This is a genomic window from Cupriavidus sp. HY129 (assembly GCF_059492215.1).
In genome coordinates this window covers 516,818-538,451 of record NZ_CP083255.1, presented here as the reverse complement: position 1 = coordinate 538,451, position 21,634 = coordinate 516,818, and the positions used below count along the sequence as shown (strand labels likewise).

Sequence of the window (21,634 nt, the reverse complement as noted above, 5' to 3'; positions counted from 1 at the left end):
CGACGGGCGCCGTCAGTCTTCAGGCTTCAAACTTCAGGCCAGATCCACGGCACGTGCCGCGCCGGCCGGCGCGGCCAAGCCCAGACGGCGGCGTGCGAGCGCGTACTCTTCCACGAAGCGGCGCACCAGCTCGGCGGCCGGCACCACGCGCTTGATGGCGCCGACACCTTGGCCAGCGCCCCAGATGTCCTTCCAGGCTTTGGCGCTGCCCGATCCGAAATTCATCTTCGACGCATCTGAAGTCGGCAGCGCTGCCGGGTCCAGACCCGCGCGGACGATGCTCTCGCGCAGGTAGTTGCCGTGCACGCCCGTGAACAGGTTCGAGTAGACGATATCGTCGGCGGAGCTGTCGACGATCATCTGCTTGTACGCATCCTGAGCATTGGCTTCGAGCGTGGCGATGAAAGCCGAGCCGATATAGCCCAGATCGGCGCCGGCAGCCTGAGCGGCCAGCACGGCATCGCCGCTGGCAATCGCGCCCGACAGCAGCAGCGGACCGTCGAACCATTCGCGGATCTCATGCAGCAGCGCGAACGGCGACAGCGTGCCGGCGTGGCCGCCCGCGCCCGCCGCCACGGCGATCAGCCCGTCGGCGCCCTTCTCGATGGCCTTGCGTGCGAACGTGTTGTTGATCACATCGTGCAGCACGATGCCACCATAGGAGTGCACGGCCTCGTTGACTTCGACACGCGCGCCCAGCGAGGTGATGACGATGGGCACCTTGTAGCGCACGCACATTTCCAGGTCGTGCTCGAGCCGGTCATTGGACTTGTGCACGATCTGGTTGACCGCGAACGGCGCGGCCGGGCGGTCGGGGTGCTTGGCGTTGTGCTCGCCGAGTTCGGTGGTGATCCGGTCCAGCCATTCCTCCAGCTTTTCCGCCGGCCGCGCATTCAACGCGGGGAACGATCCGACCACGCCGGCCTTGCACTGGGCGATCACGAGATCGGGATTGGAAATGATGAACAGCGGCGAGCAGACAGCCGGTAGCGACAGGTTCTGCAGCAGGGCGGGAAGGGCCATGACGGATCTCTCGTTCAGCGGTTGAGGTGAATTTATGCAACTGGTTGCATAGTGGGTGCCAAGGTATCACGCGATGACTCCCCTGTGCAACTGCCGGAGGGCTACGATCGCGGGATCCAGTGGCCCTTTGTCTACAATGAGAACGTTGCTTTGCATACTCAGAGCGGGAGAGCGTTGGTCATGACCCAGGCAAGTGCCGATTTCGTTACGGCGGACGGCGAAACGCCGGCAACCTCCGGCGATCTGTTCGATGCCGACCTCAACGCCTGGCGAAAGCACCCGGACCGCGCCTTCGACGGCTGGCTTGCGCGACACGGTTTTCGCCACGGCACCGCCGTGGTCTATCGGGCGATGTGGGGCAAGCTGCTGCGCTGGTCAGGTGAGCAAGGACTGACACCGCTGACGTGGTCGGCCGCACAGATTGGCGCGTTCCTGGACGCCCAGAATCTGCACAAGCGTCACCGCTACCGTTACGCGCGGCTGATCGAACGCGTTTTCCATCATCTGTCCCAGTTGCAGCAGAACCTGCACAACCCGGCCAGTCAGGCCGTCAAGTCGCACCTCGCCGAAGGCGAGAACGACCCGACCGCCTTTCTGTTACCTGGCGAGCGCGACCTGCTGGTGGCCCGCATTCTGGCCCCGGCGCCCGAGCCGGCTGCCGGGGCCGCCCGCCCGGACAGCCAGGCCATCTCGCCAAAGCAATGGAAACGCGCCCGTGATGTCGCGCTTCTCGCAGTCCTGCTGGGTGGCGGACTCAAGGTGGCGGAGGCGCGGGCGCTGCGCGTGGAGGCGATCGAGGGCTTGGGTGGCGGCGCGATGGCGATCCGCATGGTCCGGACGGACAACGGGCGGGCGTACACCGTTCCCTTGTTCGGGTTTGTCCACGCGCCGCTGCGCCACTGGCTGGACGTTCGGGCGGCAGCGGAGACGTTAGGCGATCTCGTGTTCCCGGCCATGACCAACGGCCGTGCCATGCACGCGGCATCGGTGTATCGCCGTGTCGAGATCCTGCTGGAAGAGGCTGGCGTGCTGGCGGGCCGCAGCGAACGGGCGTCGCCCCAGACACTGCGGAATACCTGTGGTGCCATGCACTTCGATGCGGGAACGCCGCCGGCGGCGGTGGCCCAGTTGCTGGGGATGCGCGATATGGAGTCTGGCTGGCGGCTGCGGGCAGCCTATGAGGCGTGGCAGGCTCGCACCGGGCTTCCGGTCATGGGCAGGCCCCTTTCGCGCCCGAACGGTGGAAGCGGCGCATGATACATATCGCAGCCGTAATGACGCACGGTTATGATGGCAGCCCACTCGGTGAGCGAGCGACGTGAATCCAATCCAGATCCTTGAAGATTTCCATGGCTGAGACCCTATTGCTGACCGGCGCGACCGGATATATCGCCTCCCACACATGGGTGGCGTTGCATGAAGCAGGCTACAACGTGATCGGGCTCGATAATCTCTGCAATAGCAGCGCCGAGGTCGTGAACCGGCTGGCGAAGATTACCGGCACAACACCGCATTTTGTGGAAGGCGACGTGCGCGACCGCGCACTGCTGGACCGCCTGTTCGCCGAGCACAAGATCAACGGCGCCATCCATTTTGCCGCCCTGAAAGCGGTGGGGGAGTCGGTCAGCAAACCGCTTGAGTATTACGGAAACAACCTTGAGGGTTTGATCACATTGTGCTCGGCGATGCAGTCGGCGGGTGTCAGGCAATTGGTGTTCAGTTCCTCGGCCACGGTGTACGGCAATCCCCATGCGATGCCGATTCTCGAGAATTTCCCGCTATCGGCCACCAATCCGTACGGCCAGACCAAACTGATGGGGGAGCAGATCCTGCGTGATCTGGAAATTTCCGATCCGGAATGGAAAATCGCCTTCCTGCGTTATTTCAATCCGGTAGGCGCACATGAGAGCGGAACGATTGGCGAGGACCCGGGCGGCATTCCGAACAATCTGATGCCGTATGTGGCACAGGTGGCCGCCGGGCGGCGCGAAAAGCTGAGTGTGTATGGCGGTGACTACCCGACGCCCGATGGCACCGGGGTGCGGGACTATATCCACGTCTGCGATCTGGCCGATGGCCATGTGGCAGCGCTGGCGTACCTAGGCAAGAACCCGCGCGGCATGACCGTGAATCTTGGCACGGGCCGTGGATACAGTGTTCTGGAAGTTGTGAAAGCCTACGAACGGGCCAGTGGGCGGCCGATACCCTACGAAATCGTCGCGCGCCGGCCCGGCGATATCGCGGAATGCTATGCCGATCCGGGTCTTGCCCGTACGCTGCTTGGCTGGAGCGCCCGCCACGACCTCGACCGCATGTGCGAGGACTCCTGGCGCTGGCAGTCGTTGAACCCGGTGGGGTTCGCGGCTTAGCGGCGCTATCAAGATGATTCTGGCGTCGTTGCGCGGCCTTGCCGTACGACTTGTACTGTCTGCGGCCGCGCGTCTAGCCAGAACCGCTTCGCTTCATCTTGATATCACCTCTTAGCGGCGACTGCCCTGATGGACGCGCGGCAAAAAAGAAACCGGGCATAGCGCCCGGTTTCTTTTTATCTGCCGATCGGCTGGATTGCTCAGCGGATCAGGAAATCTTCCATCGACTTGCCATTGGCCAGCGCCTGAGTCAGCCAGCCCGGGCGCTTGCCGCGGCCCGTCCAGGTATTGCCGGCGCTGTCACGGTAACGAACCGGCACCTTGCGGCTGACGGCCTTCTTGCCGGCCACCGCCTTGCCACCAAATCCGAGGTCTTCGGCGGTCAGGCCATATTGGTCGATTTTCTCGCGAATATCGGCGATCACCGAGGCTTGCTCGCGTGCCTTGATCTCTTCGGCCTGCTTCTGCAGTTCGCTGATTTTCTGAACGATTTCCTGATAGGTCGCCATTTGTATCCTCGGGTTTTAGTGTTGGTCCGTGAATTGACGAAGGGAATTATAACGGCGTATTTCGCCGCTGCAAATCCCCTGACTTTGATTTCGGAGAAATCTGCAAAAAGTCCCAAATTAGAATAATCCCTGAACTTTCGGGTTGGCATGTGGTCCGCGCGATGATCTCCGGCGGCGCCAGCCCAAGCCACATGCCACACTAAAACCCGTGAATCTACGGTGCTCAGGGCAGTGCTCCATTCAATAGTGGCGATATTGCCGGGTGATCGCGCATGGACAGGGAATTCAGCGGGCACTGAATCAGGCGCGCCGCGAGTTTTTACATTTATCAAATGAAAGCTATTTGAAAGTAAGTGCCGAAGGTGCCACGAGATAATTCTGATTGATCTCACGTGGCGTAACCGGCATTTTGTCAACGTTGGGGGCCGACGCCTCAAGGAAGCTCACGGGATGGCCGTTATCGAAGCCTGAGCGGGGCGACGCGCGGTATCGCTCCGCCGGGACCGGAGCAGGGGTGTCTTCGGGTTATCCCCCCAATGATCAGCACATCATGTCTTTCCACCAGAATATCCAGATCAAGACCCTTCTACGGGGCGCAATGGCCTTGCTTACGGCGAACCTCCTGCTGGTCGGCGGCGCCGGTCTGCTAGGTATTTCCCAATCCAACGGCGCCCTCAAGGAGACGTACTCCAACCAGTTGGCGTCGTCACAGGCGCTGTCCGAGGCGATGCTCGGCACCACCCGCCTGCGCCTGGCGCTCGATCGCGGTGTGATGCGGGGGAGCGAGAACGATGACCTGAAGAAACACGTCGACCGCGCCAATGTCTTCATCGAGTCATCCGACAAGGGTTGGAAGACCTATATGTCGCTGCCTCAGAACGACGATGAGAAGGCGCTGGCCGGCGAACTGGCGGCCAAGCGGCAGGCGTTCTTCGAGACCGGCGTCAAGCCGCTTGAGCAGGCCATGGTGGCCGGCAACCATGACGAGGCGCTGCGTCTGGCGCGCGATGTGCTGCCAGACCTGCAGCGCGGCATGTCCGCCGCGCACGAGAAGCTCGAGAAATTCCAGTTCGATACCGGCAAGGCCAACTTCGAAGGCGCGCAGTCGCGCTATGAGACGACTCGCGCGATGTCGCTGGCGCTGATCGCGCTCGGCATCCTGGTTGCGGTATTCGCTACCGTGATGCTTCACCGCGCCATCGTCCGCCCGGTACAGGAAGCGCTCGACGTGTTCGAGCGCATGACGCGCGGCGACCTGACATCGCGTATCTCCAGCATGTCGAAGAACGAGATCGGTCGCATGATGCAGGCGCTGGCCACCATGCAGGAGAGCATCGCGGGCATCGTCGCCGAAGTTCGCGGCGGCACCGATTCGATGGCGTCGGCTACGCAGCAGATCTCCGCTGGCAACACGGATCTGTCGCAGCGTACCGAGGAACAGGCCGCATCGCTCGAGCAGACCGCGGCCAGCATGGAAGAACTGACCACCGTCGTGCGACAGAACGCCGAGAATGCGCGCCAGGCAGGCGCCCTGGCCGGCGAGGCTTCGGAAATCGCCATGAAGGGTGGCGACGTGGTCGGCCGTGTGGTGGACACCATGAACGAGATCAACGGCGCCTCGCGCAAGGTGGTCGACATCATTGGCGTGATCGAGGGCATCGCATTCCAGACCAATATCCTGGCGCTGAATGCGGCGGTGGAAGCCGCGCGCGCCGGCGAGCAGGGACGCGGCTTCGCGGTCGTGGCCGGAGAGGTGCGCAGCCTCGCGCAGCGCAGCGCCAATGCCGCGAAGGAGATCGAGTCGTTGATCAACGAATCCGGCCAGCGCGTGGAAAGCGGCACCCGGCTTGTTGCCGAAGCGGGCCAGACCATGGGCGAGATCGTACATGCCGTGCGCCGCGTGACGGACATCATGAACGAAATCAGCGCCGCGTCGCAGGAGCAGACCACCGGCATCGAGCAGGTCAACCAGGCCGTGGCGCAGATGGACCAGGTCACGCAGCAGAACGCGGCCCTGGTGGAAGAAGCGGCGGCAGCGGCTGGCGCGCTGGAAGAACAGGCACAGAAGCTCAAGGGCGTGGTGTCGGTGTTCACGCTGGCTGCCGATGGCGGCAACGCGCGCGCCAATGCCGGTGCCCAACGTGCCATGCATTCGCTCGCGACGTCGCCGGTAACCGCACCGGTAACCGCACCGGCAATGGCACGCAGCGCCGAACGCGCGTCGCCGCCCGCGATGCTCCCGGCCAACCGCCGGCCGCCCGTGGCGCGCACGCCAGCCGAAAGCCGGCCACTGCGCCCGTCGGCGAACCAGCCGGCCGCGGCAGCCACGGCTGACGACGACTGGGCAACCTTCTGATTAACGCCGTCAACCAGCAAGGACACATCGACGCTAGATTTACGAGGCATTTGCGAAGTGCCATGATGCGGGGCGCGCGCCCGGCGCGCATCATGGCGCTTTCGGTGCCACAGTATTTCCCATTCCTGTCGCCCCCATGATCGCCACGAGTTCCAGCCTCCTGCTGCTCGCAGCCTTGCTCGGCATTGCCGCGGCAGTGGGCGTGCGCGCCGCCAAAACCGAAGGCGGGCCAGGGCGCAAGGCCATGTGGTCGATGACGTGGCCGGCCGCGCTGATGTCGCACGGGATGCTCGGCATGCCTCTTTGGGTGACATTGGCATCCGGCACGCTGACCGCCGCCAACGATGGCGCGCGGATGGCGGCCACGTTTGCGGCATCGCTGGTGGCCAGCCTGGCTACGTCGCATCTGATCGGGCCGCCGGTTCACTGGCTGCAACAGGGCGCGCGTGGCTGGCGCGTGGCGGTTGCCGCCGCGATGCTGGCTGGCGCCGGCCTGGTCGCCGTGGCCGGCGCGCGGCTGGGGCGTGCCTGTGGCGGCACCGTCATGACGGCGCGGGCCTGTATCGACACGGCCGACTTCTCGGAAGCCAGCTTCCTGGCATGCGGGATCGCATTGCTGTGCGTGGCGATGTTCGCCATGCATCGCGCCCAGGCGCGCGGATGGCTCCCGGGGCAGGCCGAGCTGGCAATGCACGACGACGTCGCCGATGACCATGCCACGATGCCTATGCTTCGGGCCGGTGACGGACGCGTTTCGCGCCGCGGGCCGGGCCGCATTCCCGGCCTGACGATCCGGCCTTCCGGCAGTGGCCTGTCACCGGTCGGCGAGTACAGCGTCAGCACCGACCTGCCAGACCGCACCGCCTTCGCGCGCTGGCTCGATCAAAGCATCGCCCATGCGCGTCTGGCAGAGACAGGGTGCGCGGTGCTGCTGATCCATATTGCCGACTATCGCGAGGTCGACGAGGTTTTCGAGGTTCGTGCCGATGACATCCTGGCGCAGGACGCGGGCGCGCTCGCTCAGGCCGCGCTGGAGCCGCACGACTTCCTGGCACGGCTGGCGCGCGACGAGTTCGCCGTTGGCGTGCCCAATCTGGTGCATCACAGCCGCGCGCATGACCTTGGCTCTCGCGTGCTCGGGTCCCTGGCCGAATTCGTGGCGGCACGTGGCCTGCAGATGCAGATCGGCGTGAACATCGGGATCGCGATTTATCCGCGTGATGCGGCCACATCCGAAGGGTTGATGCAGGCAGCGCGCGTGAGTCTGTCGGAGGCGCGCGAAAGCGGTTCGAACCAGGTGCGCGTGTTCAACTCGGCAGCGGGGGAGCGTGCGCGCCGCACGCGCGTGATCCGGCGCGACCTCTGGCCCGCCATTCAGGACGACGGTCTGTCGCTGATGTTCCAGCCGAAGTTCGACGTGAAGACGCGCCAGGTGGTGGGCGCCGAAGCGCTCTGCCGCTGGCGGCATCCCACGCTGGGCGCGGTCAGTCCGGCCGAGTTCATCATGGTGGCCGAGCAGTCGGGCCAGATCGACAAGCTCGACGACTGGGTGATCTCGCGGGTCTGCGGGCAGGTGCGGAGCTGGCAGGACGCCGGGCTGCCGGTGGTGCCGGTGGCGATCAACGTGTCCGGGACGCGTTTCGCGAGCCGCAACTTTCCGCGCTATCTGCTCGAACATATCCACCAGCACGACATCCCGCCTTCCGCGATCACGCTGGAGATCACCGAGACCGCCGCGATGAAGGACATCGCCAAGTCGCTGGAAACGCTGGCGGAGCTGCAATCGCTCGGCATCCAGGTGGCGCTCGACGATTTCGGTAGCGGTTACTCGAGCCTCGGTTATCTGAAACGGCTGCGCGTGGGCACCCTCAAGATCGATCGCACGCTGATCGGCGGGCTCGATGCCGATCCGCAGGGTCGCGCCATCGTCGGCTCGATGGTGGCGCTGGCGCACGAGTTGCGGATGAAAGTGGTGGCGGAGGGCGTCGAATCGGCCTCGCAGCTGGAGATCCTGCACGGCATGGGCTGCGACGAAGTGCAGGGCTACCTGCTGGCCGTTCCGCTCGACTCGCCCGGGTTTGCCGACGTATTGCACGCGGCACGGCCATTGGCAGTCTAGCGGTCACGCTTCGCGAATCGGCGCTAAAGACCGGCCGCATCGCGCCGATATGCCAATGAAAGGGCGTGCCGCGCGTATCGCGTTCGCCCAAAGCCGGCACGTCCGCCGCCGGCGGTCTTGACGTGTCATTGGCGGACTCACCCGAACCCGGAGTCCCCGATGTCTCTCCTGAGCATTCTTGTCGTCGATGATTCACCATCCCTGCGCCGGATGACCAGCGCCTGTCTGCGTGCCGGCGGCTACGGGGTGACCGAGGCGTCGGATGGCAAGGAGGCGTATGAGGTCGCGCGGGAGGGCAACTTCGACATGCTGGTGACCGACCAGGTCATGCCGGTCATGGATGGCTTGTCCCTGATCCGCGCGTTGCGCGCCATGCCGGACTACGCCACGGTGCCAATGCTGATGCTGTCGACAGAGTATGACGATGCCATCCTCGAACGCGCCCGTGAGGCCGGCGCATCGGGGTTCCTGGCCAAGCCGTTCGACCCCGAGGAACTCATGGCGTCGGTCGACGCGCTGCTGGGCCCTCCCAACGTAGGGTGAATTTCACGCAAAGTCGCCCTTCATTCACCCCGCTGCCTGCCGTAATTACTAGAGGGCGATACTCGATGCCCGGTTTCAGGGGCCGCCATGCGCGGTACCGGCAAGGGCACGCCAGCCCGGCAACGATCAACCATGCCAGCGGGGGCAACCATGAACATCAGCACCAACAGGACGGACGGCTCGGGAGAGGAATTCCTGGCGTTCCGGCTCGGTCGCGAAGAGTACGGTATCGACATCCTGAAGGTTCAGGAGATTCGCGGATACGAAACGGTGACGCAGATCGCCAATGCTCCCGCGTATCTGAAGGGCGTGATCAACCTGCGCGGCACGATCGTCCCGATCATCGACCTGCGCATCAAGTTCAACCAGGCCCAGATCAGCTACGACCAGTACACCGTCGTGATCATCGTCGACATCCATGAGCGGACCACCGGCATCGTGGTCGATGGCGTGTCCGACGTGCTGACGCTAGCCCCGGCCCAGATCAAGCAGGCACCGACCCTGTCGGGCGGCGTCGAAACCGACTATATCCGTGGCATCGGCTCGCTCGAGGGCCGCATGCTGATCCTGGCGGACATCGAAAAGCTGATGAACGTCGACGATCTCGCGGCCATCGAAGCCGCGGCTGGCGCCGCCTGAGCGGCGCTAGCGGCCCGAGCGCTCCGCGACGGGTCGTATTTCGCCCCACGCGCGTCCTGCCGGGCGTGGCGTGGGCCGACCGCACACCGCGGTCAACGCCCCCAAAGCAGTCAGAGCCATGCGCAACAACCAGCCAGTCACCCAGCGGGAGCATCCGCTACCCCCGGACGTCTACCTGATCTCGCGAACCGACCTCAAGGGTCGTATCACGTTCGCCAACCGGGCGTTCGTCGAGGTGAGCGGATTCACGTCCGACGAGCTGCTTGGCGCTGCCCACAATCTCGTGCGACATCCCGACATGCCGCCCGAGGCCTTTGCCGATCTCTGGGATTCGCTGCAGGCGGGCAAGTCATGGGTGGGCATCGTGAAGAATCGCTGCAAGAACGGCGATCACTACTGGGTGCACGCCACGGTCACGCCGACACGCATCGGCGACCGCATCGTCGGCTATACGTCGGTGCGATCGATGGCCAGTCGCGAACAGATCGGCGCGGCCGACGCCGCATATCGGCGTTTCCGTGAGAACCGGGCCGGCGGCCTGGCGATCCGCGATGGCGCCGTGGTGCGTACTGGCCTGGCGGGCCTGATTGGCCGCGTGAAGCGGATTACGCTGAAGCGGCGCATCCTCTGGGCCCAGCTCGCAGGGCTGGTGTGGTTCCTGGCGGCCATCGCCGGCGTGCACTGGCTGGCAGAGGAGCAAGCCGCGCAACTCTGGCCGTGGCTGTGGGGCGCATTCGGATTCGCGGTGCTCTCCTCGTTCATGGCGGGTTCGATGCTGGTGTCGCGTGTCGAGCGTCCGGTGCGCGAGATGCTGGACTTCGCGCTGCGCATGGGCGCGGGCGATCTGACGAGCAACTTCGAACACCGGTCAGCTGACGAAGTCGGCGAACTGTCGCGTGCCATGCGCACGATGCAGCGCAGCCTGCAGTCGGTGGTCAACGATATCCAGGGCGGCATGGCCAGCATTTCGGCCGCCACGCATCAGGTGGCCGCCGGTAACAACGATCTGTCGCAGCGTACCGAGCAGCAGGCCGCGTCGCTCGAGGAAACGGCTTCGAGCATGGAGCAGCTGACCAGCACGGTCCGGCAGAACGCCGACAACGCGCATCAGGCCACGCGGCTGGCGGCCGATGCCTCCGAGACGGCCGTGCGCGGTGGCGAGGCGGTGGGGCGCGTGGTCCAGACGATGGACGAGATCAACGCGGCCTCGCGCAAGATCGTCGACATCATCGGCGTGATCGAGGGCATCGCATTCCAGACCAACATCCTGGCGCTGAACGCGGCGGTGGAAGCCGCGCGCGCGGCCGAGCAGGGCCGCGGCTTCGCGGTGGTGGCCGGCGAGGTGCGCAGCCTGGCGCAGCGCAGCGCCAATGCGGCCAAGGAGATCAAGGGTCTGATCGGCAATACCGTGGCGCGCGTGGAAAGCGGCGCGGAGCAGGTGGGTCAGGCCGGCGCCACGATGGACGAGATCGTGCAGGCGGTGAAGCGCGTGACCGACATCATGGGTGAGATCAGTTCGGCATCAGCGGAACAGAGCGCAGGCATCGAGCAGGTGAATGAGGCGGTGACGCAGATGGACGATGTGACGCAGCAGAACGCTGCACTGGTGGAGCAGGCTGCTGCCGCGGCGGGCTCGCTCGAAGAACAGGCCGAGCGCCTGCGGGAGTCGATCTCCACGTTCCGCGTGAGTATGCAGGCCGAGGTCCGGCCGCCGCGCAAGCGACAGGTGGCGACGATGAGTGAAACGGGGAAAGAAGCCGGCTTGGTCAACGCCTGAGCTTCGGGTCTATTCAAATGGAAGGAGGGGGTAGTTCTATGCAGTGGTTCAATCAACTACGCGTGACAACCAGGCTGATTGCTGGCTTCCTGGTTGTATCCGTCATCGGCGCCATCATTGGCTTGCTAGGCGTCGTCAACATGGGGCGCATGACGGAATGGACCGGCAAGATCTACAACAGTGACCTGCAGGCGCTCAAGGCGGTCCAGGACGGCAACATCAACCTGGTCTATGCCAGCCGCGCGCAGATCGCGCTGCTGTCCGCGTCGACGATGGGCGAGCGTGCCACCGAGCGGGAGCAGATCGAGAAGTCGCTTAGCGCGTTGGAGACCCGCGTCAAGTCGACCAAGGATTCCTTCACGCAACCGGAAGGCCAAGCGTTGTACAAGCAGTACGAGACGCTGCTGCCGCCGTTCCGCGAGCGGATGCAGAAGTACGTCGAACTGGTCGGCAAGCAGCCGCTGGACACCTCGCAGTTCGAAAGCACCGTGTTTACCGAGAGCGCCGAGCTTCTCAAGGACAGCCGCGCGCTTGAAGACCTCCTGCTCAAGATGGTGAAGCGCCGCGACGAGCGCGCCAAGGCCAACATGGATGAATCGACCAGCGTCTATAACCACTCGCGCGTGCTGATGCTGGCGCTGGTGCTGGGCGGCCTGGCGGTGTCGGTGCTGCTGGGTGGATTCCTGGCACGCCAGCTTTCGCGCCAGCTCGGTGGCGAGCCGGGCTATGCCGCGGCCATCGCGGCGCGTATCGCGGAGGGCGACTTCTCGGACGCCGTGAACCTGCGTGCCGGCGACCGGACCAGCCTGCTACATGCCATGGACCAAATGCAGCAGCAACTCTCGCAGATGGTGCGTGACTTCAAGGTGTCTGCCGAATCGATCGGCTCGGCATCGAGCGAGATCGCAGCCGGCAACAACGACCTTTCGCAACGCACGGAACAGCAGGCAGCCTCGCTGGAGGAAACGGCCTCGAGCATGGAGCAGCTGACCAGCACCGTGCGCCAGAACGCCGATAACGCGCGCCAGGCCAGCGGGCTGGCCGCCAATGCGTCGGAGACGGCTGTCCGTGGCGGCGAGGTGGTGGGCCGCGTGGTGCAGACGATGGGCGAGATTAACGACGCGTCGCGCAAGATCGTCGACATCATCGGCGTGATCGAGGGCATTGCGTTCCAGACCAACATCCTGGCGCTGAACGCCGCCGTGGAAGCCGCGCGGGCGGGCGAGCAGGGCCGAGGCTTTGCCGTGGTGGCCGGCGAAGTGCGCAGCCTGGCGCAACGCAGCGCCAACGCCGCGAAGGAAATCAAGACGCTGATCGACAACTCCGTGGCGCAGGTGGATACGGGCGCCGCGCTGGTGTCGCAGGCCGGCACGACGATGGATGAGATCGTGCAGGCCGTGAAGCGTGTGACCGACATCATGGGCGAGATCAGCGCGGCCTCTGCCGAGCAGAGTTCGGGCATCGAGCAGGTCAACCAGGCCGTGTCGCAGATGGACGAAGTCACCCAGCAGAACGCGGCGCTGGTCGAGCAGGCCGCCGCTGCCGCAGGTTCGCTGCAGGATCAGGCCAGCCGCCTGATGGCGTCGGTGTCGGGCTTCCGTCTGTCCCACGGCGATGACGCCGTGCCGGCACTGGCTGCCCCGGCGCCAGCCGCGCGTCCGGTCGCCCGGCCGTCGGGCGCGAAACGCCTGCCTGCCCCGGCGCGCCCGGTCAGGAAGACGGCTGCCAAGGCCGCGGGCACTGCGCTTGCCGCCACATCGGTTGCCGCCGCTGGTGTTGAGGAATCGGCCGAAGCTGCCGATAGCCAGTTGAAGCGCCCGGCAATTTCCGCGAGCACGGCGACCAGCGCCTCCGACAACGGCGACTGGAGCGCTTTCTGACCAGACTTCCGGTAGCCGCTCTGCGGCGCCGCAAGGAAGGATGACGCACGTCCCGGCGCCAGGTATCGAGCCAGCCCGCGCCGGGGCGCTTTTTCGTCCAACGACACCATGAACACCGACATCAGCCTGTCCCTGTCGGCCGAAGCCTCTGCGCGGCTGCGCGCGGACTTCGATGCCTTCGTAAAGGTCTCCACGGGCCTCGATGCCCAGTTCATCCCACCTGCATTCGATGACTTCCTGCGTGCGCGACTGATGCAGCAGGATGGTCCGCTGACCGAGCGCGCCGTAATGCGCCTGCTGGCCAGTGGCGAGTATGGATGGGCCAAGAAGGTCTTCGACAAGCAGCTACCCAATGCGCTGGCCGCGTTGATGCGCGATGCGCAACGCTTCGGCTTTGGCCTGGCCGTGCAGCCCGATTGGACGCCGCAGCAGCGCGTCGAGCACGCGCGCCAGTGGGCCACGCAGATTCTCTCCGAGGCAGGTGCTGACGCCGCCTTCACCGAGGCGCTGGCCGCGCAGATATCGGCCAGCGCCGTCGATATTCGCACATTGGAAGAACGCATGAAGACGCCTGCGTGGCGGGTTGCCGATGGTCTTCGGCAGCGCGCGTACGACGTCATGTACGGATTGCAGACGGAGCAGAGCGAAGCGCTGGGGCGCAGCAAGGTTGGAGAGTTGCGCGTCTTGCTGGGCCTGGCGCTGGAGTACGGCTCCATCGGCGCCGAAGAGGCTGCTCGCGTGCTGGAACAGGTGGAGCGCGCGTGTCCGCATTTGTTCAGGGAGGCGCCCGACGATGTATTTGCCCGCTTGGCAGCATGGTTGCGGCGCGTCTTTAGTCAAGGCGCGCTTGTTCGTCAATAGTGGAATTCGGCAGTCGATCAGTCAGTCAGTGACGTGTGCTGCGCAAAATTAGAGTGTCTCTTCGGTTGGCTGGCCGTAACAACATTGATGTAAATCAGAAGACAGTTCTAAAGCCTGTTACAAAATTCGCGGCCTTTGTCTGATCTGTACGACATTTGTCTCCCCCCAACTCAAGTAGGGATTGGCATACGAGGCGGAAAGCCGATATAAACGTAACAGTTTCACTTACACTCTGTAACATCTGTAACGTTTCAGAGAGACGGTGTTACCAGGCGCAGTTACTTTCGTAGTACGTCGTACCCATCGCACACGCACCTTAACGATCTGGTCGCCGGCAAGCAGCATCTGCCGGTAAGCGCCGGACAAGCGGTCGAGGGTTTTTTTGGTAGCGGGGAAAAATTGGAAAGCAGTGAAGTTCTCCAGGAGATCCGGGAGGTCAATCTCGCCTATCTTCTGCTCGCGCAACGACTGGTGCGCGAAAACCAGGTGGAAGCCATGTTCAGGCTCGGCGTCAGCAAGGAAATTGCTGAGATCCTCGCCAAACTGACCTCGGCGCAACTCGTCAAGCTGGCAGCATCGAACATGGTGCTGTGCCGTTTCCGCTTCGACGATCACGCGCTGCTTTCCACACTCACACACACGGCCAAGAGCCATGATATGCAGCAGATCCACGCTGCTATCCTGCTGGCCCGGCAACCTGTGGAGTCGCTCAATTGACCGCGCTCCTCCAGGCCTCGCCAGCCCGCAGCTTCACGGCCACCCCCCTCCCCAACCGCAAGAGCGTCCTGCAGGACGCGAACCAGACGCAGCTCGCCATCGAGCTGATCGGCCTGGGCGCGCGACTGCAGGTGCTTGAAGCCGAGACCACGCTCTCGCGCGACCGGTTGATCCGCCTGTACAAGGAGCTCCGTGGCGCATCGCCGCCCAAGGGCATGCTCCCGTTCTCCACGGACTGGTTCACCACCTGGCTGCCGAACATCCATTCGTCGCTGTTCTTCTCCGCGTACCAGTTCATGGTGCAGGAAGGCGAGACGTCTGGCATTCGCGCAGTCGTGGCGGCCTATCGCCTGTATCTCGAGCATGTTTCTCTGCTCGGCGGCGAAATCGTCTTAAGTTTCACCCGTGCCTGGACGTTAGTACGGTTTTTCGAGAGCAACATGCTGCAGCTTTCCTCGTGCACCTGTTGCGGTGGACAGTTCGTCACGCACGCTTATGAGCCGCACACGAACTTCGTGTGCAGCCTGTGCCGTCCGCCGTCACGCGCCGGAAAGGTGAAGAAGCTCTCGAAGGACGCCGCAGCCGCGCAGACCGAAGCCTGATCCATCTGGCCCAACGTCCGCGCAGGAGGTGGGCCCTGGGTTGGTGAGCGGTGACCCCTCTCGCCCGCGCGGGATGCCCCCGATGCGTGCCTGACGCGTGTTTTTCAGACGGGGATCCGATCGTGCTTGTAGTTCTTGGCTATGTCGTCGTAGTCGTGGCGGTGCTGGGCGGTTACGCCCTCACCGGCGGCCACATGGGCGCGCTTTATCAACCGGCGGAGCTCATCATCATCGGCGGTGCCGCGGTTGGCGCATTCATCAGCTCCAACAGCGGCAAGGCCATCAAGGCCACGATGAAGGCCATGCCCTCGCTGCTGAAGGGCTCCAAGTACAAGAAGGAACTGTACCTGGACGTGATGGCGCTGCTGTACGTGCTGCTGTCCAAGGCACGCCGCGAGGGCATCCTGTTCCTCGAAAAGGAAATCGCCGATCCGGCATCGAGCAGTGTCTTCAGTCAGTACCCGCGCATCCTGGCCGACGCCAAGATGATGGAATTCCTGACTGACTATCTGCGCATGATGGTCAACGGCAACATGAACGCGTTCGAGATCGAGGCGCTCATGGATCACGAAATCGAAACCGTCCGCCATGAAGCCGAGATTCCGGCCCATGCGCTCTCGCGCGTCGGCGACGGCCTGCCCGCCTTCGGCATCGTGGCCGCGGTGATGGGCGTGGTGCACGCGCTGGCATCCGCGGACCTGCCTCCGGCCGAACTCGGCGCGCTGATCGCCAACGCGATGGTGGGTACGTTCCTGGGCATTCTGCTGGCCTATGGCTTCGTGTCGCCGCTGGCGTCACGTGTCGAACACCAGGTGTCCGAGAGCATCAAGATGTACGAATGCATCAAGGTCACGCTGCTGGCGTCGCTCAATGGTTACGCACCGCTGGTAGCGGTGGAGTTCGGCCGCAAGGTGCTGTACTCCACGGTACGTCCGTCGTTCCTCGAGCTCGACGACCACGTCCGCGAAGTCAAGAGCCTGACCTGACGGGAGAGCAGTCATGAGCAGCGCCCAGGACCTGCGTCCGATCGTCATCAAGAAGGCGAAATCGCATGCCAAGCCGCACGGCAACCACAGCTGGAAGATCGCCTACGCCGACTTCATGACGGCCATGATGGCGCTTTTCCTGGTGCTGTGGCTGCTGAGTTCCTCATCGCCAAAGGTTCTCGTCGGCGTGGCCGAATACTTCCGCACGCCGCTCAAGGTGGCGATCGCCGGCGGCGACAAGAGCAGCCTTTCGACGAGCGTGATTCCCGGCGGCGGCAAGGACGTGATGGCCAAGGATGGCGAGATCATGAAGGCGCAGACCAACGATCCGGCCGCGGATGCCCAGCGCCGCCGCGACCAGATCGAGAGCGAGCGGCTGCGCGGTCTGAAGAAGCGTCTGGAACAGATCATCGAGAACAACCCGGTACTGCGCCAGTTCCGCCCGCAACTGCTGCTCGACATCACCAGCGAAGGTCTGCGCATCCAGATTCTCGATACGCAGAACCGTCCGATGTTCCGCACCGGCAGCGCGGCGGTCGAGCCGTACATGCGCACGATCCTGCGCGAGATCGGCCCGGTGCTCAACGAGCTGCCGAACAAGGTCAGTCTTTCCGGCCATACCGACTCGGCCAAATACATGATGGGCCAGCGTGCCTACAGCAACTGGGAACTGTCTGCTGACCGCGCCAACGCGTCGCGGCAGGAACTGGTTGCAGGCGGCATGGAGGAAGGCAAGTTGCTACGCGTGCTGGGTCTGGCGGACACGATGCCGCTGGAGAAGAACGATCCGCTGGCACCGGTGAACCGCCGTATCAGCATCGTTGTGCTCAACCAGCGCGCCCAGGCCCAGTTCGAGGCCGAGAACGCCAGCGCCGCCGATGTCACGGTGCAGACTCAGAAGGGCCAGGCGGCACAGGACGTGCAGGCGCAGTTGGGGAGCGCTTCGGCGCCCGCGGCCAAGCCTGGCGGCGCGGGAGAAAGCAAAGGCAAGGGCAAGGGGGAATGACGCGTGCCGCCTGAACAGGGCGGCGCATCTTCCAGGGCAATCTAGCGAGTCAGGACCATCATGTCTGTCGATATCGATATCACGCAGTTCTACCAGACCTTCTTCGAGGAGGCGGAGGAACTGCTCGTACAAATGGAGCAGCTGCTGCTCGAGGTGGATATCGAATCCCCCGATGCGGAAGCGCTCAACGCGATCTTCCGTGCCGCGCATTCGATCAAGGGCGGCGCCGCGACGTTCGGCTTCACGGCGCTGACCGAAACCACGCACATCTTCGAGAATCTGCTGGACCGCACGCGTCGGAGGGAACTAGCTCTCTCGCGCGTCATCATCGACACCTTTCTGGAAACCAAGGACGTGTTGCACGATCAGCTCAACGCCTACCGTAACGGCACCGAACCCGATCCGGAAACGCTGGCGCGCATTTGCGCCGTGCTGCAGCAACTGGCCCAGGAAGCCAGCGGCGAGGCGGCTCCCGCGCCCGCCGCTACGCCGGTAGCCGCATCCGCGCCCGCTGCCGCACCGGCTGGCGGCAATCTCAAGGTGAGCCTGATCAAGGTATCGGCCGCCGACCAGGCCCTGCTGCGCGAGGAGCTTGCCAACCTGGGCGAGATCACCGGTCAGCAGGAATCGGACGGCGACCTGATCATCTGGCTGAACAGCCAGTGCAGCGCCGACGACATCATCGCGGTCTGCTGCTTCGTGATCGACGAGAAGCAGATCGCCGTGGAAGCGGTAACGCCAGGCGAGACACCGGCGGCACCGGTCGCCGCGCCGACGCCCGCGCCCGTGGCCGCGCCGGCAGCCGTCGCGCCTGTCGCGCCCGCCGCCGCACCGGTGGCTGCCAAGGAGAAAGAGAAGGCCAAGCCCGCGGCCGCGCACACCCCGGATGCCGGTTCGATCCGCGTGCCGACCGAGAAGGTCGACCAGATCATCAACCTCGTGGGCGAACTCGTCATTACCCAGTCGATGCTGGCGCAGACCGCGTCGTCACTGGACCCGGTGCTGTTCGACCGCCTGTTCTCAGGCATGGGCCAACTCGAGCGCAATGCGCGCGATCTGCAGGAAGCGGTGATGTCCATCCGGATGATGCCGATGGACTACGTGTTCTCGCGCTTCCCGCGTCTGGTGCGCGACATGATGGGCAAGCTCGGCAAGCAGATCGATCTGGTCACGTTCGGCAAGGCAACGGAACTGGACAAGGGCCTGATCGAGCGGATCATCGATCCGCTGACCCATCTGGTGCGAAACAGTCTCGATCACGGCATCGAAACACCAGAGAAGCGTATTGCCTCCGGCAAGGAGCCGACCGGACAACTGATCCTCTCCGCGCAGCACGCAGGTGGCAACATCGTCATCGAGGTGAGCGATGACGGCGCCGGCCTGAACCGCGAGCGCATCCTGGCCAAGGCGATGCAGAACGGCCTGCCGGTCTCCGAGAACATGCCCGACGACGAAGTCTGGCAGCTTATCTTCGCGCCGGGCTTTTCCACGGCCGAAGTCATTACCGATGTCTCCGGCCGGGGCGTTGGCATGGACGTGGTCAAGCGGAACATCCAGGAGATGGGCGGCCACGTGGAGATCAGCTCGCGCGCCGGGCTGGGCACCACCACCCGCATCGTGCTGCCGCTGACGCTGGCGATTCTGGACGGCATGTCGGTACGTACTGGCGAAGAAACCTTCATCCTGCCGCTGAACTGCGTGATGGAGTCGCTGCAGCCGATGGCCGACGACGTGCACACCGCGGCCAACGGCGAGCGGGTGATGAACGTGCGCGGCGAATACCTGCCGCTGCTGGAACTGCACAAGGTCTTCAACGTGGCCAACGCCGTGCAGGAGCCCACGCAAGGTATTGCCGTGATCCTGGCGGCCGAAGGCAAGCGCTTCGCGTTGCTGGTGGACCAGTTGATCGGGCAGCACCAGGTGGTGCTCAAGAACCTCGAGACCAACTATCGCAAGGTGCCGTGCATTTCCGCCGCCACCATCCTCGGCGACGGCAGCGTGGCCCTGATCGTGGACGTCGGCGCGCTGCAGCGCACTGGTGTGCGCCGCCAGGCCCCGATGGCCGCGTAGTAATCGACACCAAGGAGAACGGACATGGCCGGCATCGGACATATCGATACCCAGGGCAGCGAAGCCTCGGGTCAGGAGTACCTGGTCTTTACGCTGGGGACGGAAGAATATGGCATCGACATCCTCAAGGTGCAGGAGATCCGCAGCTACGAGACGGTGACGCGCATCGCCAACGCGCCAGACTTCCTCAAGGGCGTGACCAACCTGCGCGGCGTGATCGTGCCGATCGTCGACCTGCGCCTGAAGTTCAAGCTCGGCAACGTGCGCTATGACCACCAGACCGTGGTGATCATCCTGAACGTGGCCGGCCGCGTGGTTGGCATCGTCGTCGACGGCGTATCGGACGTGCTGACGCTCACCGGCGATGACATCAAGCCCGCGCCGGAGTTCGGCGTGTCGGTCTCCAACGAACATCTGACCGGGCTGGGTTCGGTGGAAGGCCGGATGCTGATCCTGATCGACATCGAACGCATGATGACCAGCCCAGAGATGGAATTGATCGAGGCCGAGCTCGCCTGATGCTTGCCGGCACGTCCGGCAGCCCGCATCGCCGACTCCCCGGTACCTTGAAGGACATACACCATGACGCCGCTCCGTTCTTCCTCCAGCGCCATCAGGAAGCCAGGCGCGGCTATGACGCCCGGTGCGCCGGTGCTGGCGCCATTGCGCGATGAGATGCGCGACTTTCTGCTGACCGAGCGCGACTTCGAGAAGATCCGCGCGCTGATTCACAAGCGCGCGGGCATCTCGCTTGGCAGCCACAAGCGGGAGATGGTCTACAGCCGGTTGGCCCGGCGGTTGCGCACACTGCAGCTTGCGGACTTCAGCACCTATCTCGCGCAGCTCGAAGCCGACGAGCGTTCGTCGGAGTGGGAGTACTTCACCAACGCGCTGACAACGAACCTGACGTCGTTTTTTCGCGAGGCCCATCACTTTCCGCTGCTGGCCGAGCACGCCAAGAAAATCGGGCGACCCTACAGCGTCTGGTGCGCCGCGGCGTCGACCGGCGAGGAGCCGTACTCGATCGCCATCACGCTGGCGGAAGCGCTGGGCGAACGCGCGGGCACGGTGCTGGCCACGGACATCGACACCCAGGTGCTGGCCAAGGCGCGCAGCGGCATCTATACCGCCGAGCAGGTATCGCGGCTGTCACAGGAACGGCTCAAGCGTTTCTTCCTGAAGGGCACCGGCGCGCGGGCCGGGTCGGTCAAGGTCAAGCCGGAGCTTGCCGCGACGGTCACCTTCGAGCCGCTGAACCTGCTGGCGCCGGATTGGGGCTTGCGCGAGAAGTTCGATGCGATCTTCTGCCGCAACGTGATGATCTACTTCGACAAGCCGACGCAGGGCCAGATTCTCGAACGGTTCGCGCCGCTGCTCAAGCCAAACGGCCTGCTGTTCGCGGGGCACTCGGAGAACTTCTCGTACGTCACCCGCGCATTCCAGTTGCGCGGGCAGACCGTGTACGAGCTGACGAACAAGAGCGGAGCTGCATGATGCGCGGCACGCCCCAGATGCCGGAGGCCATCGCCACCCGGAAGTACTTTGACCGCGAATTCGACCGGCAGGCCATCAAGCTGTTGCCCAACGAGTACTACGTGACCGCCGAGGACGTCGTACTCACGACCGTCCTGGGATCGTGCGTGTCCGCGTGCATCCGTGACGAAGTGGCCGGTGTCGGCGGCATGAACCATTTCATGCTGCCCGACGACGAGAACGCCGGCGCCGACCGGATGCTCTCTACGTCGATGCGCTACGGCTGCTACGCGCTCGAAGTGCTTATCAATGAACTGCTGAAGATGGGCGCGCGTCGTGAACGGCTGGAGGCCAAAGTATTTGGCGGTGGCGCGGTGCTGGCCAACATGACGACCCTAAATATCGGGGATCGGAATGCCGATTTCGTACTGAAGTACCTGCGCACGGAAGAAGTGCGCGTGGCCGCGCAGGATCTGCGCGGACCGCACGCGCGACGTGTCAGCTACTTTCCACGTACCGGCCTTGCACTGGTCCGCCGGCTGACGCGCCAGGACGATACCGTAGGCGTCGAACGCGAGGAACGTGCCCTGGCACGGGCGCTGTCCACGTCGACGAAGGCACCCGCGCGAGGCGCCGTGGAACTGTTCACGCGACAGACCACGGCCAGGATCCCGACCTGATGTCGGGCGCGCGGGACGTACAAG

19 protein-coding genes are annotated in these 21,634 nt (G+C 64.3%); 17 read left to right on the top strand and 2 right to left on the bottom strand.

Features of this window, described 5'->3' with window-relative positions:
- Positions 1-33: 33 nt before the first annotated feature.
- Positions 34-1,023, bottom strand: a complete 990-nt coding sequence (locus K6G35_RS18830; protein WP_008645355.1) for an NAD(P)H-dependent flavin oxidoreductase — start codon at positions 1,021-1,023, stop codon at positions 34-36.
- Positions 1,024-1,203: 180 nt separating this feature from the next.
- Here K6G35_RS18830 and K6G35_RS18825 point away from each other — a divergent pair, with 180 nt between their 5' ends.
- Entirely contained in the window at positions 1,204-2,280 is a 1,077-nt protein-coding gene (locus K6G35_RS18825) for a tyrosine-type recombinase/integrase (RefSeq protein WP_495676852.1), read from the top strand.
- A gap of 92 nt (positions 2,281-2,372) precedes the next feature.
- Positions 2,373-3,392: a UDP-glucose 4-epimerase GalE gene (gene galE / locus K6G35_RS18820; RefSeq protein WP_495676851.1), complete on the top strand. Its 1,020-nt coding sequence runs from the start codon at positions 2,373-2,375 to the stop codon at positions 3,390-3,392.
- Between the two features lie 200 nt (positions 3,393-3,592).
- Here galE and K6G35_RS18815 read toward each other — a convergent pair whose 3' ends face one another.
- A complete protein-coding gene (locus K6G35_RS18815) occupies positions 3,593-3,901 on the bottom strand; it encodes an H-NS histone family protein (protein WP_008645358.1) in 309 nt (102 codons plus the stop codon).
- Positions 3,902-4,451: 550 nt separating this feature from the next.
- On the opposite strand from K6G35_RS18815, the gene K6G35_RS18810 reads away from it, so the two are divergent.
- The 15 genes from K6G35_RS18810 (at position 4,452) to cheD (ending at position 21,610) form a co-directional block, all read left to right on the top strand.
- Positions 4,452-6,257: a methyl-accepting chemotaxis protein gene (locus tag K6G35_RS18810; RefSeq protein ID WP_495676850.1), complete on the top strand. Its 1,806-nt coding sequence runs from the start codon at positions 4,452-4,454 to the stop codon at positions 6,255-6,257.
- Between the two features lie 136 nt (positions 6,258-6,393).
- Positions 6,394-8,376 (top strand): EAL domain-containing protein, encoded by a 1,983-nt coding sequence (locus tag K6G35_RS18805; RefSeq protein WP_035880704.1) that lies wholly within the window; start codon positions 6,394-6,396, stop codon positions 8,374-8,376.
- 159 nt (positions 8,377-8,535) lie between these two features.
- The gene (locus K6G35_RS18800; RefSeq protein ID WP_008645726.1) at positions 8,536-8,919 is read left to right on the top strand and encodes a response regulator; all 384 of its coding nucleotides are present in this window, start codon (positions 8,536-8,538) and stop codon (positions 8,917-8,919) included.
- A gap of 150 nt (positions 8,920-9,069) precedes the next feature.
- On the top strand, positions 9,070-9,558 hold the full coding sequence (locus K6G35_RS18795) for a chemotaxis protein CheW (RefSeq protein ID WP_008645727.1): 489 nt from the start codon (positions 9,070-9,072) through the stop codon (positions 9,556-9,558).
- Positions 9,559-9,676: 118 nt separating this feature from the next.
- Complete coding sequence (locus K6G35_RS18790; RefSeq protein ID WP_495676849.1) at positions 9,677-11,335, top strand: methyl-accepting chemotaxis protein; 1,659 nt, start codon at positions 9,677-9,679, stop codon at positions 11,333-11,335.
- A 38-nt stretch (positions 11,336-11,373) separates the two neighbouring features.
- Entirely contained in the window at positions 11,374-13,215 is a 1,842-nt protein-coding gene (locus K6G35_RS18785; RefSeq protein ID WP_186426725.1) for a methyl-accepting chemotaxis protein, read from the top strand.
- A gap of 108 nt (positions 13,216-13,323) precedes the next feature.
- Entirely contained in the window at positions 13,324-14,076 is a 753-nt protein-coding gene (locus K6G35_RS18780) for a DUF4088 domain-containing protein (RefSeq protein WP_011518207.1), read from the top strand.
- Positions 14,077-14,475: 399 nt separating this feature from the next.
- Positions 14,476-14,793, top strand: a complete 318-nt coding sequence (gene flhD / locus K6G35_RS18775) for a flagellar transcriptional regulator FlhD (RefSeq protein ID WP_008647543.1) — start codon at positions 14,476-14,478, stop codon at positions 14,791-14,793.
- The gene (gene flhC / locus K6G35_RS18770) at positions 14,790-15,395 is read left to right on the top strand and encodes a flagellar transcriptional regulator FlhC (RefSeq protein WP_008647544.1); all 606 of its coding nucleotides are present in this window, start codon (positions 14,790-14,792) and stop codon (positions 15,393-15,395) included. The genes flhD and flhC overlap by 4 nt, the downstream gene beginning before the upstream one ends.
- Positions 15,396-15,517: 122 nt before the next feature.
- The gene (gene motA, locus K6G35_RS18765) at positions 15,518-16,381 is read left to right on the top strand and encodes a flagellar motor stator protein MotA (RefSeq protein ID WP_008647547.1); all 864 of its coding nucleotides are present in this window, start codon (positions 15,518-15,520) and stop codon (positions 16,379-16,381) included.
- Positions 16,382-16,394: 13 nt separating this feature from the next.
- A complete protein-coding gene (gene motB / locus K6G35_RS18760; RefSeq protein ID WP_186426726.1) occupies positions 16,395-17,387 on the top strand; it encodes a flagellar motor protein MotB in 993 nt (330 codons plus the stop codon).
- 60 nt (positions 17,388-17,447) lie between these two features.
- Positions 17,448-19,457, top strand: a complete 2,010-nt coding sequence (cheA, locus tag K6G35_RS18755; protein ID WP_035880711.1) for a chemotaxis protein CheA — start codon at positions 17,448-17,450, stop codon at positions 19,455-19,457.
- A 24-nt stretch (positions 19,458-19,481) separates the two neighbouring features.
- Complete coding sequence (locus K6G35_RS18750; RefSeq protein ID WP_008641041.1) at positions 19,482-19,976, top strand: chemotaxis protein CheW; 495 nt, start codon at positions 19,482-19,484, stop codon at positions 19,974-19,976.
- A 63-nt stretch (positions 19,977-20,039) separates the two neighbouring features.
- Positions 20,040-20,951 carry a CheR family methyltransferase gene (locus K6G35_RS18745; protein WP_011518212.1) on the top strand — a complete coding sequence of 304 codons (912 nt, stop codon included), beginning with the start codon at positions 20,040-20,042 and terminating at the stop codon, positions 20,949-20,951.
- Positions 20,948-21,610: a chemoreceptor glutamine deamidase CheD gene (gene cheD, locus K6G35_RS18740; protein ID WP_369799849.1), complete on the top strand. Its 663-nt coding sequence runs from the start codon at positions 20,948-20,950 to the stop codon at positions 21,608-21,610. The genes K6G35_RS18745 and cheD overlap by 4 nt, the downstream gene beginning before the upstream one ends.
- Positions 21,611-21,634: the final 24 nt, after the last annotated feature.

What these genes read in the sequence shown, in the direction of transcription:
- cheA (WP_035880711.1), top strand. Translation starts at nt 17,448, where the DNA reads ATGTCTGTCGATATCGATATCACGCAGTTCTACCAGACCTTCTTCGAG.
- K6G35_RS18790 (WP_495676849.1), top strand. Translation starts at nt 9,677, where the DNA reads ATGCGCAACAACCAGCCAGTCACCCAGCGGGAGCATCCGCTACCCCCG.
- motB (WP_186426726.1), top strand. Translation starts at nt 16,395, where the DNA reads ATGAGCAGCGCCCAGGACCTGCGTCCGATCGTCATCAAGAAGGCGAAA.
- K6G35_RS18805 (WP_035880704.1), top strand. Translation starts at nt 6,394, where the DNA reads ATGATCGCCACGAGTTCCAGCCTCCTGCTGCTCGCAGCCTTGCTCGGC.
- K6G35_RS18750 (WP_008641041.1), top strand. Translation starts at nt 19,482, where the DNA reads ATGGCCGGCATCGGACATATCGATACCCAGGGCAGCGAAGCCTCGGGT.
- K6G35_RS18800 (WP_008645726.1), top strand. Translation starts at nt 8,536, where the DNA reads ATGTCTCTCCTGAGCATTCTTGTCGTCGATGATTCACCATCCCTGCGC.
- galE (WP_495676851.1), top strand. Translation starts at nt 2,373, where the DNA reads ATGGCTGAGACCCTATTGCTGACCGGCGCGACCGGATATATCGCCTCC.
- K6G35_RS18815 (WP_008645358.1), bottom strand. Translation starts at nt 3,901, where the DNA reads ATGGCGACCTATCAGGAAATCGTTCAGAAAATCAGCGAACTGCAGAAG.
- K6G35_RS18830 (WP_008645355.1), bottom strand. Translation starts at nt 1,023, where the DNA reads ATGGCCCTTCCCGCCCTGCTGCAGAACCTGTCGCTACCGGCTGTCTGC.
- K6G35_RS18785 (WP_186426725.1), top strand. Translation starts at nt 11,374, where the DNA reads ATGCAGTGGTTCAATCAACTACGCGTGACAACCAGGCTGATTGCTGGC.
- K6G35_RS18745 (WP_011518212.1), top strand. Translation starts at nt 20,040, where the DNA reads ATGACGCCGCTCCGTTCTTCCTCCAGCGCCATCAGGAAGCCAGGCGCG.
- K6G35_RS18780 (WP_011518207.1), top strand. Translation starts at nt 13,324, where the DNA reads ATGAACACCGACATCAGCCTGTCCCTGTCGGCCGAAGCCTCTGCGCGG.
- cheD (WP_369799849.1), top strand. Translation starts at nt 20,948, where the DNA reads ATGATGCGCGGCACGCCCCAGATGCCGGAGGCCATCGCCACCCGGAAG.
- K6G35_RS18810 (WP_495676850.1), top strand. Translation starts at nt 4,452, where the DNA reads ATGTCTTTCCACCAGAATATCCAGATCAAGACCCTTCTACGGGGCGCA.
- K6G35_RS18795 (WP_008645727.1), top strand. Translation starts at nt 9,070, where the DNA reads ATGAACATCAGCACCAACAGGACGGACGGCTCGGGAGAGGAATTCCTG.
- K6G35_RS18825 (WP_495676852.1), top strand. Translation starts at nt 1,204, where the DNA reads ATGACCCAGGCAAGTGCCGATTTCGTTACGGCGGACGGCGAAACGCCG.